General features: G+C 39.8%; 14 protein-coding genes. 3 read left to right on the forward strand and 11 right to left on the reverse strand.

The annotated features are described in order from the left end of the window. Positions 1–198: 198 nt before the first annotated feature. From ACTB00_RS13440 to ACTB00_RS13490, 11 genes are all read right to left on the reverse strand, one after another. Positions 199–549, reverse strand: coding sequence for a carboxypeptidase-like regulatory domain-containing protein (locus tag ACTB00_RS13440; protein WP_463300439.1), 351 nt, complete (start codon positions 547–549; stop codon positions 199–201). A 174-nt stretch (positions 550–723) separates the two neighbouring features. Next, complete coding sequence (locus tag ACTB00_RS13445) at positions 724–2,670, reverse strand: hypothetical protein (RefSeq protein WP_463300440.1); 1,947 nt, start codon at positions 2,668–2,670, stop codon at positions 724–726. 17 nt (positions 2,671–2,687) lie between these two features. After that, on the reverse strand, positions 2,688–5,438 hold the full coding sequence (locus tag ACTB00_RS13450; RefSeq protein WP_463300441.1) for a TonB-dependent receptor: 2,751 nt from the start codon (positions 5,436–5,438) through the stop codon (positions 2,688–2,690). A gap of 349 nt (positions 5,439–5,787) precedes the next feature. Continuing rightward, positions 5,788–7,560, reverse strand: a complete 1,773-nt coding sequence (locus ACTB00_RS13455; protein WP_463300442.1) for a sensor histidine kinase — start codon at positions 7,558–7,560, stop codon at positions 5,788–5,790. Positions 7,561–7,610: 50 nt separating this feature from the next. Next, positions 7,611–8,297 carry a response regulator transcription factor gene (locus ACTB00_RS13460; RefSeq protein WP_463300443.1) on the reverse strand — a complete coding sequence of 229 codons (687 nt, stop codon included), beginning with the start codon at positions 8,295–8,297 and terminating at the stop codon, positions 7,611–7,613. Between the two features lie 3 nt (positions 8,298–8,300). Next, a complete protein-coding gene (locus ACTB00_RS13465; RefSeq protein ID WP_463300444.1) occupies positions 8,301–8,987 on the reverse strand; it encodes a phosphate signaling complex PhoU family protein in 687 nt (228 codons plus the stop codon). Between the two features lie 32 nt (positions 8,988–9,019). Continuing rightward, positions 9,020–9,799, reverse strand: a complete 780-nt coding sequence (gene pstB / locus ACTB00_RS13470) for a phosphate ABC transporter ATP-binding protein PstB (protein WP_463300445.1) — start codon at positions 9,797–9,799, stop codon at positions 9,020–9,022. 3 nt (positions 9,800–9,802) lie between these two features. Further along, positions 9,803–10,684, reverse strand: a complete 882-nt coding sequence (gene pstA / locus ACTB00_RS13475) for a phosphate ABC transporter permease PstA (protein ID WP_463300446.1) — start codon at positions 10,682–10,684, stop codon at positions 9,803–9,805. Positions 10,685–10,690: 6 nt separating this feature from the next. Beyond that, entirely contained in the window at positions 10,691–11,542 is an 852-nt protein-coding gene (gene pstC / locus ACTB00_RS13480) for a phosphate ABC transporter permease subunit PstC (protein WP_159519465.1), read from the reverse strand. A gap of 24 nt (positions 11,543–11,566) precedes the next feature. Then, entirely contained in the window at positions 11,567–12,628 is a 1,062-nt protein-coding gene (pstS, locus tag ACTB00_RS13485) for a phosphate ABC transporter substrate-binding protein PstS (protein ID WP_463300447.1), read from the reverse strand. 18 nt (positions 12,629–12,646) lie between these two features. Beyond that, positions 12,647–13,627 (reverse strand): porin, encoded by a 981-nt coding sequence (locus ACTB00_RS13490; RefSeq protein ID WP_463300448.1) that lies wholly within the window; start codon positions 13,625–13,627, stop codon positions 12,647–12,649. A gap of 436 nt (positions 13,628–14,063) precedes the next feature. On the opposite strand from ACTB00_RS13490, the gene ACTB00_RS13495 reads away from it, so the two are divergent. From ACTB00_RS13495 to ACTB00_RS13505, 3 genes are all read left to right on the forward strand, one after another. Next, positions 14,064–14,567 (forward strand): CHRD domain-containing protein, encoded by a 504-nt coding sequence (locus tag ACTB00_RS13495; protein ID WP_463300449.1) that lies wholly within the window; start codon positions 14,064–14,066, stop codon positions 14,565–14,567. A 184-nt stretch (positions 14,568–14,751) separates the two neighbouring features. Further along, entirely contained in the window at positions 14,752–15,129 is a 378-nt protein-coding gene (locus ACTB00_RS13500) for a hypothetical protein (protein WP_463300450.1), read from the forward strand. A 6-nt stretch (positions 15,130–15,135) separates the two neighbouring features. Beyond that, positions 15,136–15,684, forward strand: a complete 549-nt coding sequence (locus tag ACTB00_RS13505) for a YceI family protein (RefSeq protein ID WP_463300451.1) — start codon at positions 15,136–15,138, stop codon at positions 15,682–15,684. The last annotated feature ends 5 nt before the right edge of the window (positions 15,685–15,689 follow it).

A 15,689-nucleotide genomic window follows, 5' to 3' on the forward strand; every position in this document is an offset into this window, starting at 1 on the left:
GAGCTATCCTTTTGAGTACGCAACAACGATTTTTGTCAAAACTTTCAATTACATAAAAAGCACCGTGTTTCGGATAAACACGGTGCTTTTTTTTTACAATTGGGAAGAAGGGTTATCAGGTAATTTGTCGAACAGAAAAAACCGCTTCTGCTCTCAGAAGCGGTGTCAATCTTAAGTATATAATAAGCAGGTAAACATTTAGTCGACTACTTCTAAACTAATATTTACCTCACTTTTTTTGAGACTTAGTTGAATATTTTCAATTTTTGATTCTTCGTAGGAAATATAAGAAGCGGTTAAATTGTATTGTCCGGCTTCAATACCTTTAAATTGGTAATTTCCATCAAAATCAGTGTAAGCAACTTTCTCAGTTCCTTCTAAACAAACTTTAACTCCCACTAAAGCTTCATGGCTTATTTTATCCACAACTTGTCCGCTTAAACTTAGTGCAGTTATTTCTGTTTTACTTTCTTCCTTTGTCTCCTTTTGAGCAGCAAAAGAGAAAGACACCAGAACCGAAAATAAAACCGTAAATAATAAAGCTTTCATCTTATTTTGTTTTTGTTCGAATCAAATGTAGTGGATAGCGATTACGCAAGAATTACAGAAAGATTAAAGTTTAATTAAACAGAGAAAAGTTCTGAGTCAATTGACTCAGAACTTCACAAATTTACGGGAATTGAAGCCTGCTTACACTTCAATATTGTTATCTATTGTGTTTGTTTACAATGTTGCGCTGATCCAGCTCCATCCAGAGATGTCAACTTTAGTACCAGCGTCATACGCTGATGTTGTGTTCGCATCAGCTCCATCGATTTGAACGTTCGTCAAAGCACCATTATCTTTCATATCGATGTTTTTATCGTAACCTTCCAGGTAAAGGTTCGTAATGGTTGCACCCGACTCTTTTTTGAATTGTAACGCAGTACCACCAACTGTTGAGATCGCTGTTACATTGGTGAATTGTGGGTTGTTGTTCACTTTATCACCTTCAAAAGCGGTAGAGAATCCTGCAATAGTATGAGAAATGTAGGTATTCGTTACGCCTCCATTCCAGCCTTCTGTCCAGTCTACAGCGTCGTCTTCGTTGTTTTCTAAGTAGATATTGGTAACAGAAGCTGTTCCTCCAAAAAATTCAATACCATCATCAGAGCCGTTGATCACTGCAACGTTCTCTATTTTTGTACCAGACCCTACAGAATACAATGAAACGCCATTGTATTGAGACTCAGTGTTGATCTGAGCACCGGTTCCTTTAATTACCAGGTAGGTAATGTCTCCTGAATCATCTGTATCTTCGGCACCGCCGTACGTAAAATCACCAACTTCAGCTGTTACATTTACACCGGCACTTGTTGTCGCTTTACCACAAATGGTTAAACCTCCCCAGTCGCCAGGAAGACTTAGGTCTGAAGCAATTACAACAGGCTCCTCTGCAGTTCCGTTGATAAAAATCTGGCCTCCCATCAATACCGCGATATAAACATCAGTACCACCGTTATCAGCATGAATTTTTGTTCCTGCAGGGATCGTAAGAGATGCGCCATCCTGAACAATGTAAGAACCGGTTAAACGGTAAGTTTTATCTGAATCAAGAGTAACATCGGAGTCAACGCTTCCATTCAGTTCTACAATTTCCGCTAATTCCGCATCAACCCATCCCCAAGCTGTTGGATCCACTGTTGCAGGAGCATTGTAGCTTTTTGTCGGATCAGCTGTTTCTCCATCGATAATAACGTTGGCCAATGGGCCATCATCTTTCATGTCGATACTTTTCGCGTATCCTGTTAAAGATAAGCCGGTAATTGTCATACCTGACTCTTTTTTGAATTGAAGAGCTGTTCCACCAACTGTAGAAACAGCAGTCAGGTTATTGATTTTAGGATTGTTGTTTGCTTTGTCTCCTTCAATAACCGTAGAAAATCCTGCAATGGTATGTTCAACATAGGCATTGTCTACTGTTCCGCTCCAACCTTCAGTCCAGTCGATTGCATCGTCTTCGTTGTTTTGCAAGAACAGGTTTTTCACAGAAACTGTTCCTCCAAAAAACTCAACACCATCATCAGACCCATTGATAACGGCAACATCTTCGATAGTTGTACCTGAGCCTACAGCGTAAAAAGAAACGCCGTTATATTGAGATTCCTCATTAATCTGAGCACCAGTGCCAATAATTACCAGGTTTTTAATTGAGCCTGAATTATCAGCATCTTCAGTTCCACCGTAGATGAAACCACCGACTTCTGCTTCAGCATCAATTCCTGCTGTTGTTGTCGCTTTTCCACAAATGGTTAAACCACCCCAGTCTCCGGGATTACCAGTTGATGACGACATCACGACAGGGCTACTTGTTGTTCCCTGGATATCGATTTTACCACCTTTTAATACGGCAATATAAACATCAGTTCCACCATTGTCGGCAACAATATTCGTTCCGGCAGGAATGGTCAAAGTCATTCCGTCAGGTACGATAAACGATCCGGACAAGTCATAACTTATAGCCGAATTAAGAGTCACACTCTCTGGAAGTGTACCATTCATTTCACCGTTTGATAAAGCTTCAAGCACTCCATCTACCGGTGGAATCGGATCATCACCGTTATCACAACTTGTAAATCCTACAGTTGCTAAAATCGCAAGTCCTAAAATTTTAATTCCTAACTTTTTCATTTTTTTCAATTTTCTAGTTATTTGTTCAAATCTATTTTTACACCTAAACTAAGGGCTATCCCTTTTTTATAAGAGCTGACTACTTCGTTGGACGGATTTCCTGTCAAGGGTACTATTTCCTGTGTCTGTTCAATTTTAGGATTTAGCAGGTTCTTGCCTGAAAATTTCAACGAAACAGTTTTTGATATTTTTTTGCTAAGTACAAGATCGACAGTGGCGAATCCTTTTTCGACGATCTCATTATTAAAATAGGTGGCGCTGTTTGCAAAATCTTCAGGTGCACCCAAGGCCAATATTTTATCCGATGAGTAGTTGCCACTTAGTGTAGCGACAAATTCGTTTTCTTTATTATCAGAGTAACTTAGGGTTCCGTTTGCAATAAAACCGGCAGCACCTTGCAAATCAGTCTCTGTTTTGCTGTTGTATTGAAACTCTTCCAGCAAATCCTGAGTGAACCACATTTTTGTGGCATTCAAACTCAGGTTTAAGTCTGGCGTTCCTGTTCCTTCTGCGGCAATTAAGTTCAACCTTGTTTCTACTTCAAATCCGTAAACATCAGCTTGTTTGCCGGTATTCTCAAAGATGAAATTACCGGACGACCCTCTTGTTTGTGCCAGATTAATTGGATCTTGAATTCGTTTATAAAAGCTGGTTACTGAAAACAACTCTTTTGCAGTTGGGAACATTTCCCATTTCAAATCGAGATTGTAGTTGACCGAGTTTTTCAAGTCAGGATTCCCTTTCGTGACACGGCCTGTTGGCGAAACATATTCAAATGGAGATAATTCTTTAAACTCAGGTAGTGTGGTCGTTTTACTGGCTGCCAGGCGCACTGAACTTTTGTCGCCCAATTGGTACTTGAAATTTAATCCGGGAAATAAATTGTCGTAGCTATTTGAAAGACTTCCTTTTCTACCAACATAATTGGCAACATCCCAGTTCGCATCGATTTCGTCCTTCTCATATCTCAAGCCTACAATTCCACTCAATTTATTCAGTTTGAAATTGGTATTCAGGTACGCCGCATAAACCTTCAAATTGGCTGTATAAATATCAGGTGTTCCAACTCGCAACCGAAGATCGCTACTTGAATAAAGACTCTCATTATGAAATGCTTCATCCATATTATCAATTGAACTCACGGAAACACCTTTTCCCCTAACTCCTACGGCGAGTGAATTGAAGTCTCTTTCCTTCATCCGGAAATTTCCACCGAAGTCGAGTTTTAACTTCTTATCATCTTCATCAATAAACTTCAGCTCATCATTTAAATATCCATTAGCTTCCCAATCTTTGATATCCTGCAAAGATTTTTTCTGTTGATAGTCCCCGACATAAGCAAATTGAAACGTATTATCGCCCATGCCATGAACTTGGTTCCGAATTCGATTGGGTTCTTCAGCACTCACCGAATTGTAGCCAACAGCCCACTTCAGCAAATTTTTATCGTCCAATTTATGCGACCCCATTAACTGATTAACAAGCATCGTTGTTTGTTTCAGGTTCTGATCCCGAACAAAAGCCATGGAGTCTTTGGGGAGCTGGTCATAAATATATCCTTCGCCATTGCGACCTGCTTCATAGAGCTCATCATTTGTTTTAATAACTACCAAACTGTTGAAATTTAGGTTGTGGTCGCTATTAAATTCGTAAGCCAGATTCACCAGCCCGGTGGTGGTTATTTTGGTATTGAAGGTTTCGGCGTCATTAAACGAATCGTTCAATATGTTGGATCTGTATTTTTTAAATATACCTTGATGGTGTTCGTATTCGTTCTCGTGACCAACTGTTGCAAAAACAGTAAAATCATGATCGAATAACTTTAATCTCTTTCCGGCAGTAAGCGAAAAATCAAATCCGAGTGGCATCGCTCGCTGTTCCGGATTCCAGGATTGCTGTTTGATGGCGGCCTCAGTTGTATAAGTACGTTGATAGAGCCCCAGGCTCACATCATTCATATTTTGAGTTGTTCTGAAATCACTCCAAATACCGTCTTTTATCACGTTAGAATTAGCTTTGGCTGAAAGTCCCAGTGTGATTTTTTCGTTGAATGTTTTTGAACTAACATCAACAGTACCGGAAGCTTGATCACCATAGGTGTCCGCCGAAAAGGTTTTATTGATTCCTACATTCTTAATGATATCGGTTGAAAATAGGTTTAAATCAATATTCTTTTTCTCTACATCATCCGAAGGTATTGGCAATCCATTCATGGTAGTTGATAAATACCTGTCGCCCAATCCGCGAATGTAAACATCGCCGGAGCCTTCGTTTTTTGTGACTCCCGATATTTTTGAAGTGGCCGAAGCAGCATCAGAAACACCCAGGGTGGACAACCGTCTTGAACCAATACTTTCTTTAATTCCCGAAGCCTCTTTCTGATCCATTAGCAGCATGGCTTCCGACTCGCGGTTTGCTTTTGCAACCACTTTTACATCGCCAATTTCTACTGTTGATTCACCTAAAATGAAATCAATCTTCACCGTTTCGCCGGCTGTTATTTCAACCTGTTCAACCGATTTTGTTTCGTACGAAATAAACGAACAGCGCACCGTGTAAGTACCTGTCGGTATTTTATCCACGATGTAGTTTCCGTCAAAATCGGTGATTGTTCCAATGGTAGTGCCTTCGAGAAAGATGGTGGCTCCAATTAATGTTTCCTTTGTTTTTGCATCAGTTACCGTTCCGGTTAGCTTTCCTGTTTGAGCAGTTGCAATGAGTGAAACGCCGCCCAGAATGGTCAGCAAAAATAATCTCCTAAGTCCCATAAATTTGTTATCAATTATCAATTAAAATCAACCTCCTGAGTTGAATTTTAACGACCATTACAAAGAATTCCGGTGCTGAGAAATGCTGCCATTGGCTATTCGGTTTAGCAGAATCCCGAATCAGATCATAAGATCACATTTAAAGAACCGTCCTTTTTGTTACAGATCGCTCTTGTTTTCGGATGCTAAATACGAGCTATTATGTTACACCTTGATTAAGGATTTTATACGCTTGGATTACATTTGGATAACAAGAGAATTAATAATAGCCTGAAATACAACGCAAAAAACCCCGACCATAAATTGGCCGGGGCTTGTATTTTGAATTACAATTCTATTAAAGTCGTTGTTATGCTTTTGCTAACGAAAATAAGAATTCCAGCCCGCCTTCAGGTTTGTTCCGAACCGAAATTTCTCCCCGATGGAGTTGAACAGCATTTTTCACAATCGACAAACCTAATCCGGTTCCACCGTTTTCTCTTGTTCGTCCTTCATCGGCACGATAAAAACGTTCGAATATTCTTGGAAGGTGTGTCTCTGCAATTCCCTTTCCGGAATCAGAATAGCTCAGGTAATAGAACTTCTCATCTTCCAGGTACTGTTTTATCTTAATCGAAGCATTCTCTCCTGCATAATTAATGGAGTTCTCAATGAAGTTTTGGAAAATAGAGGACAGCAAACTATCATTTCCGAACACAGTCACTTTTTCATTAACAGCAAGCTGAATCACGATGTTTTTTTCATTCATGCGCGATTCCAGGTTCTCGATCACATCGTTAATCAGGGGTCGCAAATGCACCTGCTTAAACTCAAACAAATCACCGGCATCTTCAATGTTATTCAACAATGAAATATCGTTGAGTAGTGAATTGAGTCGTTCGCTCTGAATGAAAGCCCGTTGCACAAAATATACCTGTTTTTCCTTTGGTAAACTTTGGTTGTTGATAATCGTTTCAAGGTATCCTTTAATAGAAGCCAAAGGAGTTTTTAGTTCATGTGCAATATTCGACGTCAATTGTTGTTTCAATAATCGACGTTTTTCGGGTCTTGTTACATCGCTTATCAAAATCTCAAAACTCTTATCGGGGAACACAATGCTTTGAACATTATAATATTTTTCGCTTTTGGATATCGTAACCGAAAACTGAGGTAAATCCTTTGGATTGATCACAATATCATCACTGAGGTACTTTTCAATTTGAAAAACCAGTGGTTTGAAGTCTTCTATTTCAAACAGCATTTCAGCAGAAATGGATGAACGTTCAGAAATTAGATTGATGTATTGGATGAAATGGCTATTGGCCAGAATCTTTTCTTTATTTGGAAGAAAAAATGCAATCCCTTCGTTAAGTGCATTTAGGTGGTTGAACAGGCGTTCTTTTTCGGCTGTTAGATCCTGCCTGGTTTTGCGCAAGCCATTGTAAATTTGTACAATTTGCCGCCGGATATCGCCAAACTCCGAATCCACAAACTCCAAATGCGGATCAATATCTTCATCTTTTCCGGCTCGGACTGCAAAGTCGCGTAGTCGGTTAATTATCTCCCCCAGCCGTCGCGTAACCAACGAAAGGAGTCCCCACATAATGACAAAAAGAGCAAGCATAAAAAAGATAAATACCCGCTCGGCTTTCAGAAAGTTTTCAATGGCGATATTATAAACCACTGCACATCGTACAAAATAGCCATCATAATAGCGGGCATAATAATAAAAGTCCTGCCCGGTTGTTTCAGAATGCCTGATGTTTCCGCCGGTATCGGAATACAAAGCCTTTTGTACTTCGGGGCGGTGTAAGTGGTTTTCCATCGTTGAATATTCGGGCACAAAACTATCGTACATCACATTCCCTTTCTGGCCAATCACTGTAATCCGGATATTGCTTTCCGGAATCAGGTGTTTAATGGTATCAAGGCGCTCAAAGTTCTGCTGGCTCAAGATATCGTAATGCTCAATGTAACGATGAGTAAAACCTGCATAGTTATCCAGCGATGTTTCCAGTTCGTCAATTCGGTATCTCTTTTCCCGGTTATACTGGAACGCCAGGATGGCAATCATGAAAAACGAGAATGCTGCAAAAAAGTAAATGAAAATGCGTTGCTTATATGTTCTGTGTCGAAGTACCACGGTTTTAATTTTTAAAATGAAACAAAATCATTTGTCTTTAATTGGTCAGGTTAATTCTGATAATCAAAACAATATCCATAACCCGATCGCCCTTTAATGGCAGCACCATAATTGCCAATTTTTTTTCTTAATCGGGCGATGTTGACATCCACATTCCGCTCGGTAACAATAACATCGTCGCTCCAAATCCGATTCAGTATTTCGTGTCGGGCAATAAATTTCCCCTTGCTTTTAACGAGAAGTGACAGGATCTCAAACTCTTTCCGGGTTAATCTTATCTGGTTGTCATCTATTGAAACTGACTTTCGGTTCAGGTCTATCATCAACCCATCACATTCAATCATGGTTGAGGGTTTCTCGGTCTTTTTACCACGTTTCAAAATTGCTTTTATGCGAACAACAACTTCTTTGATTGAAAAGGGTTTGACAATGTAATCATCACCTCCAACGTTAAATCCCGTAAGCAGGTCATTTTCCGATCCCTTAGCAGTCAGAAAAATTATTGGGACATCCAGTTCTCTTTCTTTCCGAAGGATATCTGCCATTTTATACCCTGAGATTCCTCCCATCATCACATCCAGTAATATCAGGTGATATTCTTCCAGCTGCATCGTCAACGCTTCTTCGGCCGAGGCGGCTACATCGATGTCAAAACCTTCACTCGACAAATTAAATTGAAGGATTTCCCGAAGGTCCTTTTCATCGTCAACTACGAGTATTTTAGGAGTGTAATCCATGATTTATTTATCTATTTTATGATGTCTGATATCTTTTCCTTCGATGGAATAAATTGCAGCCTCGGCAATATTGGTGGCATGATCAGCAATTCGCTCAATGTTCGACATCATTTCCTTAATGGTAATAATGCTCATGAGTAAATGTTTGCTGCTTTCTGCGGTGTCTGCTTTAGCTAACATCTTCTTTAAAAGCTTATGATTGATTTCATCAAATACAACGTCATTTTTAATCGTCCAGATGGCAAACTCCTTATCGTCGTTGATAAATGAAAGCAAGGATTTCCGAACCATCTTGATGCTCAAAATAGTCATGTTTGACAAAACTTCCTGCAAACGGGAATAAACCTCCGGGGTTTTTATTTTCTCAATAAAATTAGAAATATTAACCACCAGATCTCCGATCCGTTCCAAGCTTAAAACAATTCGGTAGCACGCAATTATACGTCGTAGCTCCGAAGCAACAGGTTGATAAAGAACGATTGTATTTACGATTTTATCACTAAGCTTAACTTCCTTTTTATCAATGTCGTTTTCATTTTGACGAATCTTTTTCAAAACGTCGTCCGGAACAACAATATCTCCGGCAGTTATCACATGCTCTATTTGGTCGAGTTGCTCTAAAACAATATTTGAAAGTGTTTCAAAGTCAGCAACAATATTATTTAGTGCATCATCTTTTCTAATCGTCATAATCCGAATTTTAAATTTTTCGAAACTGGTTATCAACCAAATTTACCTGTTAAATATTCTTCTGTTCGAGGGTCAATCGGATTGGTGAACATGTTTTTTGTTTTACCATACTCCACCAACTCTCCAAGATACATAAATAATGAATAATCAGAGATGCGGGCGGCCTGTGACATATTGTGAGTAACCAACACAATGGTGTAATTCTCCTTCAGTTTTACCAGCAAGTCTTCAACCTTTGAAGTTGCTACCGGATCCAGGGCCGACGTTGGCTCATCCATTAAGATTACTTCGGGGCTAAATGCCAGTGCCCTCGCAATACACAAGCGTTGCTGTTGTCCTCCCGACAGGAAAGTGCCTTTTTTGAAAAGCGAATCTTTCACTTCATCCCAAAGTGCCACATCGCGTAATGAACGTTCAACAATCTCGTCACGCTCCTTCTTTTTCGTGCGAATACCATTTAGCTTGTACCCGGCAATTACATTATCATAGATGCTCATGGTTGGGAACGGATTTGGGCGTTGAAACACCATGCCCATGTGCCTTCTCAACTTAATGGGCGACATATCGTAAATGTTGTTCCCATTCAGAAAAGCTTCCCCTTCGGTGCTGATATTTTCGTACAATTCGTGCATCCGGTTTAATGCCCGTAGCAAGGTACTCTTACCACAGCCCGATGGTCCCATGATTGCAGTAACGGTATTCTTTTTTATTTCAACCGACACATTTTTCACCGCATAATTTTTATCATAGGCGATTGATAAATCTTTTAGTGAGAGAATCGGTTTTTTAACTTCAGCTATAGTGTTTGTCATTTTCTAGTTTCTTTTGCCTGCAATCTGCTTCGACACAATGTTCAAAATTAATACAATAGCCATTAACAACAGCGACGAACTCCAAATTAGTCCAATCATATTGGGATCGTTGTAAAATTCCCAGATCAGCAAGGGAACAGCACTGGTTGGCTGTGTAATATCGAGATTGATGATGGAGCTGCCCAAAGCTGTAAGCAACAAGGGAGCTGTTTCACCCAAAATACGAGAAATCCCAAGTAATATTCCGGTTGACAGTCCACTAAATCCAGTTGGAACCAACACTTTTAAAATCACTTTATGGTAGGGAACTCCCAGTGCCAGTGCAGCTTCTTTTAATGTTTGCGGAATCATTTTCAGCGTTTCCTCGGTTGAGCGCACAATCATTGGCAACATCATAATTGCCAAAGAAACACTACCTGCTAAAGCCGAAAAGCCATTAGTAATATGCTTTACCACCCACAAGTATGAAATCAGACCAAGAACAATTGAAGGTACCCCTTGCAAAATATCTGAAATATTTCGGGTGAGGTTGGCCATAAACTTTCCCTGATTTTCATACAAATAAATGCCAGTTAATACACCAATTGGTATGGCAATAGCCGAAGCTAAAGTCACCATCAATAGCGTACCAACAATACCATTAGCAATTCCTCCTGGTATTTTTTCACCATTGGCTACAGCGGTCATTGCTTCAAAAGTATCCGGTGTATTTTTTATCAAAAAATCAAGACTAATCTGCTGATATCCCTCCGCAACCAATTTCGATATGATGAGGACAATAGGCGATATGGTGATGAGTGAAAGAACAACAACACCAACAAGAACTGCTTTGTCTTTCAGCAATCGTCGCGAGGTATGATCCTTCCATGCAAAAGTCGATTTCATAGCGGCTTAATTCATCTTTTTAATAATCAGTTTCCCGGCAGCATTGATTATTCCGGTAATCAGGAATAAAAGCAGACCAATGGCAATCAACGAACTAAGTTTTAGTCCATCAGCTTCGCCAAATTGATTGGCGATTACACTGGCCATGGTATTACCCGTTCCGAAAAAGCTTGTTGGTATTTGGTTGGTGTTACCAATGAGCATGGTTACAGCCATCGTTTCGCCCAATGCGCGACCAAAAGCCAAAATATACCCGGCCACAATTCCCGACCGTGCATTTGGAATAGTAACGGAGGTAATCACCTCCAGACGTGTTGCGCCAAGAGAATAGGCCGCTTCCTTTAAATCATTGGGCACCATGCTGATAATTTCGTTGCTCAGCGATGTTGCGTAAGGGATAATCATAACAGCCAAAATCAGGGCCGCTGTGAAAATACCAAATCCACGACCTCCAAATCCAATTTCTATCAATGCCGGGCGCAGAACGTAAAAGCCCCAAAGTCCGTAAACAATAGACGGGATTCCAGCCAATAAATCAACTAAAAGTCCCAGGATTCGAGCAACGCGAGTGCCACGAAAATATTCACCCAAAAATAATGAGGTGGAAAATGATAATGGCAAACAAAGGATCAGGGCGCCAAAGGAAGTCATCAGTGTTCCAACAATAAACGGCAAAGCTCCATATTTTTCTTCACCTTCGGTTGGGTTCCATTCGCCGGAAAAGATAAACTTCAACCCAAATTCCTTGAATGCAGGTATGGCACCTCCTACCAGGGAGTATAGCATACCTGCAGCCAACATTAAGATTAATATTGAAACTGAAAATAAAACGGTCTTTGTGATTTTATCACTATTCATTTTCCAGTTTTGAGAGGTGTATTACTACTCCAAAATAGTTTTGCCCTCGTAAGTAACACTACGAAGAATTGCTTTTGCTTTTTGAACAGCCGCTTCAGGAAGTGGAGCATAGTTTACTTTTGCAGCCTGTGCTTGTGCTTCTTCGCTCACCATCCAATCAAGGAATTCAACTGTTGCTTTGGCTTGCGCCATTGAGCGCCCGTCGTACGCCTGATCTTTGTACAAAATAATCCAGGTAAAACCACTGATTGGGTATGAAGCAGGATCAGATGAATTGGTCAACATGACACGAGTATCAGCAGGAATTTCTCCTTGTGCTGCTGCACTGATACTTTCGATGCTTGGCAAAATATATTCGCCGCTGCTGTTTTGTACTTTAGCGGTTTGAATTTTTTGTGCGAAAGCAAATTCAGAACCGATGTAACCAACAGCACCTTCAGCTTGACTGATTGTTCCGGCAACTCCGGGATTTCCTTTTGCTCCCATTCCAACAGGCCATTTCAACGATTTTCCTGTCCCTACTTCGTCGGCCCATTTTTTGCTAACTTTAGTCATGTAATCGCTGAAAATGTAAGTGGTACCGCTACCATCCGAACGGTGCACAAAAGTAATTTCCAGATCTGGAAGAGCTACTCCCGGGTTGTTTGCTTTCAATTCGGCATCGTTCCAGTTTGTAATTTCACCCATGAAAATTTTCTCCAACAAGACATCCGATAGTTTTAACTCATCAACTCCAGGTAAATTATAGGCAATTACAACGGCTCCCATACAAGTAGGAATATGAACGACTTCGCCAGGCATCTCCGCTAATTTGTCATCGCTCAAATAAGCATCGGTAGCTCCAAAGTCAACTACTTTGTCTTTCAAACTACGAATACCACCTCCGGAACCAATACCACCATAGGTAACCAAGGTTCCTGATTTTTTTGTATAGTCTTTAAATGCCAGGTTGTAATATGGCAATGGAAAAGTTGCACCAGCAGCAGTTAAACTAACATTTTCACCGCTTGAACTTGATTTTTTTGCTGAGTTTTGGCAAGCACTAAAAAGCACAACAGCCAAAATAAAAGATAAAAATACTCTCATGATTAAATCATTTATTGATTAAAATTTGATTTCACAATTCAAAAATATTGAAGCACTAAATTCCTTACTTTCATCGGCAGGGCTCCATCCCTGGAAGTTAGGTGAAAGCTTTATACCTTTCACCGGAGCATACTCCAAACCAGCGATGTATAGCTGACCATCTTTCGAAAGATTCCAGTCGGCAGAACCACCAGAAACAGTATTGGAAAATAGATTATCGTAACGTGCAAAAACCTTCACTTTTGAAGAAGCTTTCATTGTTCCGTAAAACGAGGTACCGCTCAACTCGCGATCCTCAACATACTTAACATTAAACTGTTGATTATACTCGGCTCCTAATGAAAAATTGTCGCCGGCATAGCCAACAAAAGTTGCCAATGAAGATTGTGTATTGTTGTCGGTAATAAAGTCGTAATAAATGCGTGCAGTTAACTTTTCAACCGGATTAGCAGTAATACCAAAACCTGTGCGGAAAGTACTGTCTGACTGTAATTTTTTGTATCCTTCGCCATTGGTAACAATGACATCGGCACTCAAGTAGTCGCTAAATTTATAAGCTACACTCACTCCTAAGTCAGCACTCGAGCTGTATTTATAGGCATCTTGAAATGATTTCGCAATGTAACGGTACCCCCAGGCACTTTCCTGAGTTTTAAAAGCCGTAGTTGAAATCAAACCAAAATTTACTGTGAAATTGTCTGCCTTATATCTTAAATAGGCGTTTTTCACGTAGGCAGTCATTTCCAAACTACCAACACCGGGATCACCGATATCCAGATTTGCTTTTGCTGAAAAGTTTTCGCTGAAATTGTACTCGTAGCCAAGGTACAACCTGGTCAGTTCGAAAGCGGAAGCTGATTCCCCATCAGAAAATGTACTGTGATAATTACTAAATATTTTCATAAATGGTTTTCCACCTGGTTTAAACTCGTCCGTTTGGGACATTCCTGTTACAGCAAAGCTGAGCAATGCCAATAACAAAAGATTGACTTTTTTCATATACTTAAGATTGATAAAACTTTAAACTCCTTTAACAGAATTCGATGGCAAATGAATACCTATTGCATTACAGACGGGTTAATAAAATATTACAAAACGATTAAATTAACGATTACAGGTTTGTAATACTTCTTGTACATTCTTGTTAATCTCCTGTTATATTGATAATTGAGGAGCCATTAAAAAATTATTACAAGCTGCTCTTTTTGTAACAAATGATTACAACACATAAAAGCGACCACTTTCTTCCAGCCCCAACAGTAAACTTTTACTAACTCAAGCCCAAGTCAACCCGACAATAAAAAAAAGACAAAAAAGTATTTTATCAGGCAGCGCTTTGCAATAACCCAACGTATCCAATTAATGAAAAGGATCTTTTTTTACTGTTTGCGCAAACTAACAATTGAAAATTAAATGAAATTTAAAATTTACAATCATGAAAACACGAAATCATATGCTAAGAAGAAATGCCACTCCGGGCATTTTTATTATTCTCTTACTTTTTACTCTTACTATTTCCTGTAATGATGATGAATCATCAGATATTGAGACGGAGACTAACGTTACTTATTCAGGCAGCTTTGTCGAGTCTACCGATGATGTTTCAACCTCAGGAAGCGGAACTGTCACGGGGGTACTTGATTCTGAATCCCGGGAATTTGCCTATACAGTTACATGGTTCGATTTAAGCTCTGATGCTGTTGCCATGCATTTTCATGATGATGGGCCCGTGATTGTTGATATTACAGGATTCCCAGACTCAGACAGTGGAACAACCTCAGGGGTAGCTACTTTTTCAGCAAGCCAAGTCAATGATTTAGCTTCCGGGAAAATATATGTGCAGATTCATACTGGCACTTATCCCGGCGGCGAAATGTTAGCGACTTTATTAAAGGGTAGTTCAAATCCATCAAATGGCGGAGGTGGAAGTGGATATTAAACAGAAATTAGAGGCCAGTGCTTAGTAAAATAAGTGCAGGCCTGCTAAAATACAAATGACTAAAATTATGAACTCATCAAAACACATTGCTATGAAACGACCATGCAAGAATGCTTCACAACCAAGCCTAATTAAAATGAGGGAGTTACATCCAATACCTTTAAAAACTTTCAATTTTAATTGGATGAAAAGAACAGCTTTAATTCTTATGCTTGGTTTTAATCTTATTTATTTTGGATGTTCGAATGAAACGGCTCCTGAAATGCCGGACGAAAATGAAGAAACACCCGATTGCACACCGCAATTTCCTGAAATGAATGTGACCTACGATAATTACGTGAAGGGAATCGTTGACAAGTACTGTATTTCATGTCATTATGCAGGCAACTCACCCGGCCCGGGGAACTTTACCAGCTATGGTGGAGTTACTGCATATTCTGATTTCTTCGCCACCAGAGTAATTAGCGACAATGCCGACATGCCGCAAGGAAATGCCCCATTACCTCAAGCCGTGAGAGACTCATTAAACGTTTGGATTCAGAACTGTGCTCCCCAAAACTAAATCATCATGTATGCATTAAAATACGGCATAGCAACATTACTTTTCACGATGTCTTGTGGGTTCAGTCAGGCACAAGTGATTAGCTCGAGGGATGTCATGATTAGTTTTTTTTCGAAAGCTCCGCTGGAAGATATTTATGCTAAAAGTGAGCAAGGCTTATCCGCGATCAATCCGAAGACCAAAGAGGTCTATTTTAAGATCGCCATCCAGTCGTTCGATTTCAAAAAAGGCCTGATGCAGGAACACTTTAACGAAAATTACCTGGAAAGCGATCAATTCCCTCATGCTGAATTCAATGGGAAAATAGTTGATCCGATAAATTTTTCGAAGGAGGGAACTTATTTGGTTAACGTTTCTGGCAACCTGAACATTCATGGAGTAACCAAAAACTACTCGGTTTCCGGTGAAATAAAGGTCAACAAGGGAACGATTACAACTCATTCAACTTTTCGAGTGAGTCTGGCAGACCACAACATTAAGATCCCCAGACTTGTTATCAAAAATATTGCTGAAGTTGTAGAAGTTACCGTTTCGGCGAAGTACAAAACAAAATAGAATTA

The sequence above is a fragment of the Sunxiuqinia sp. genome (genome assembly GCF_055140945.1).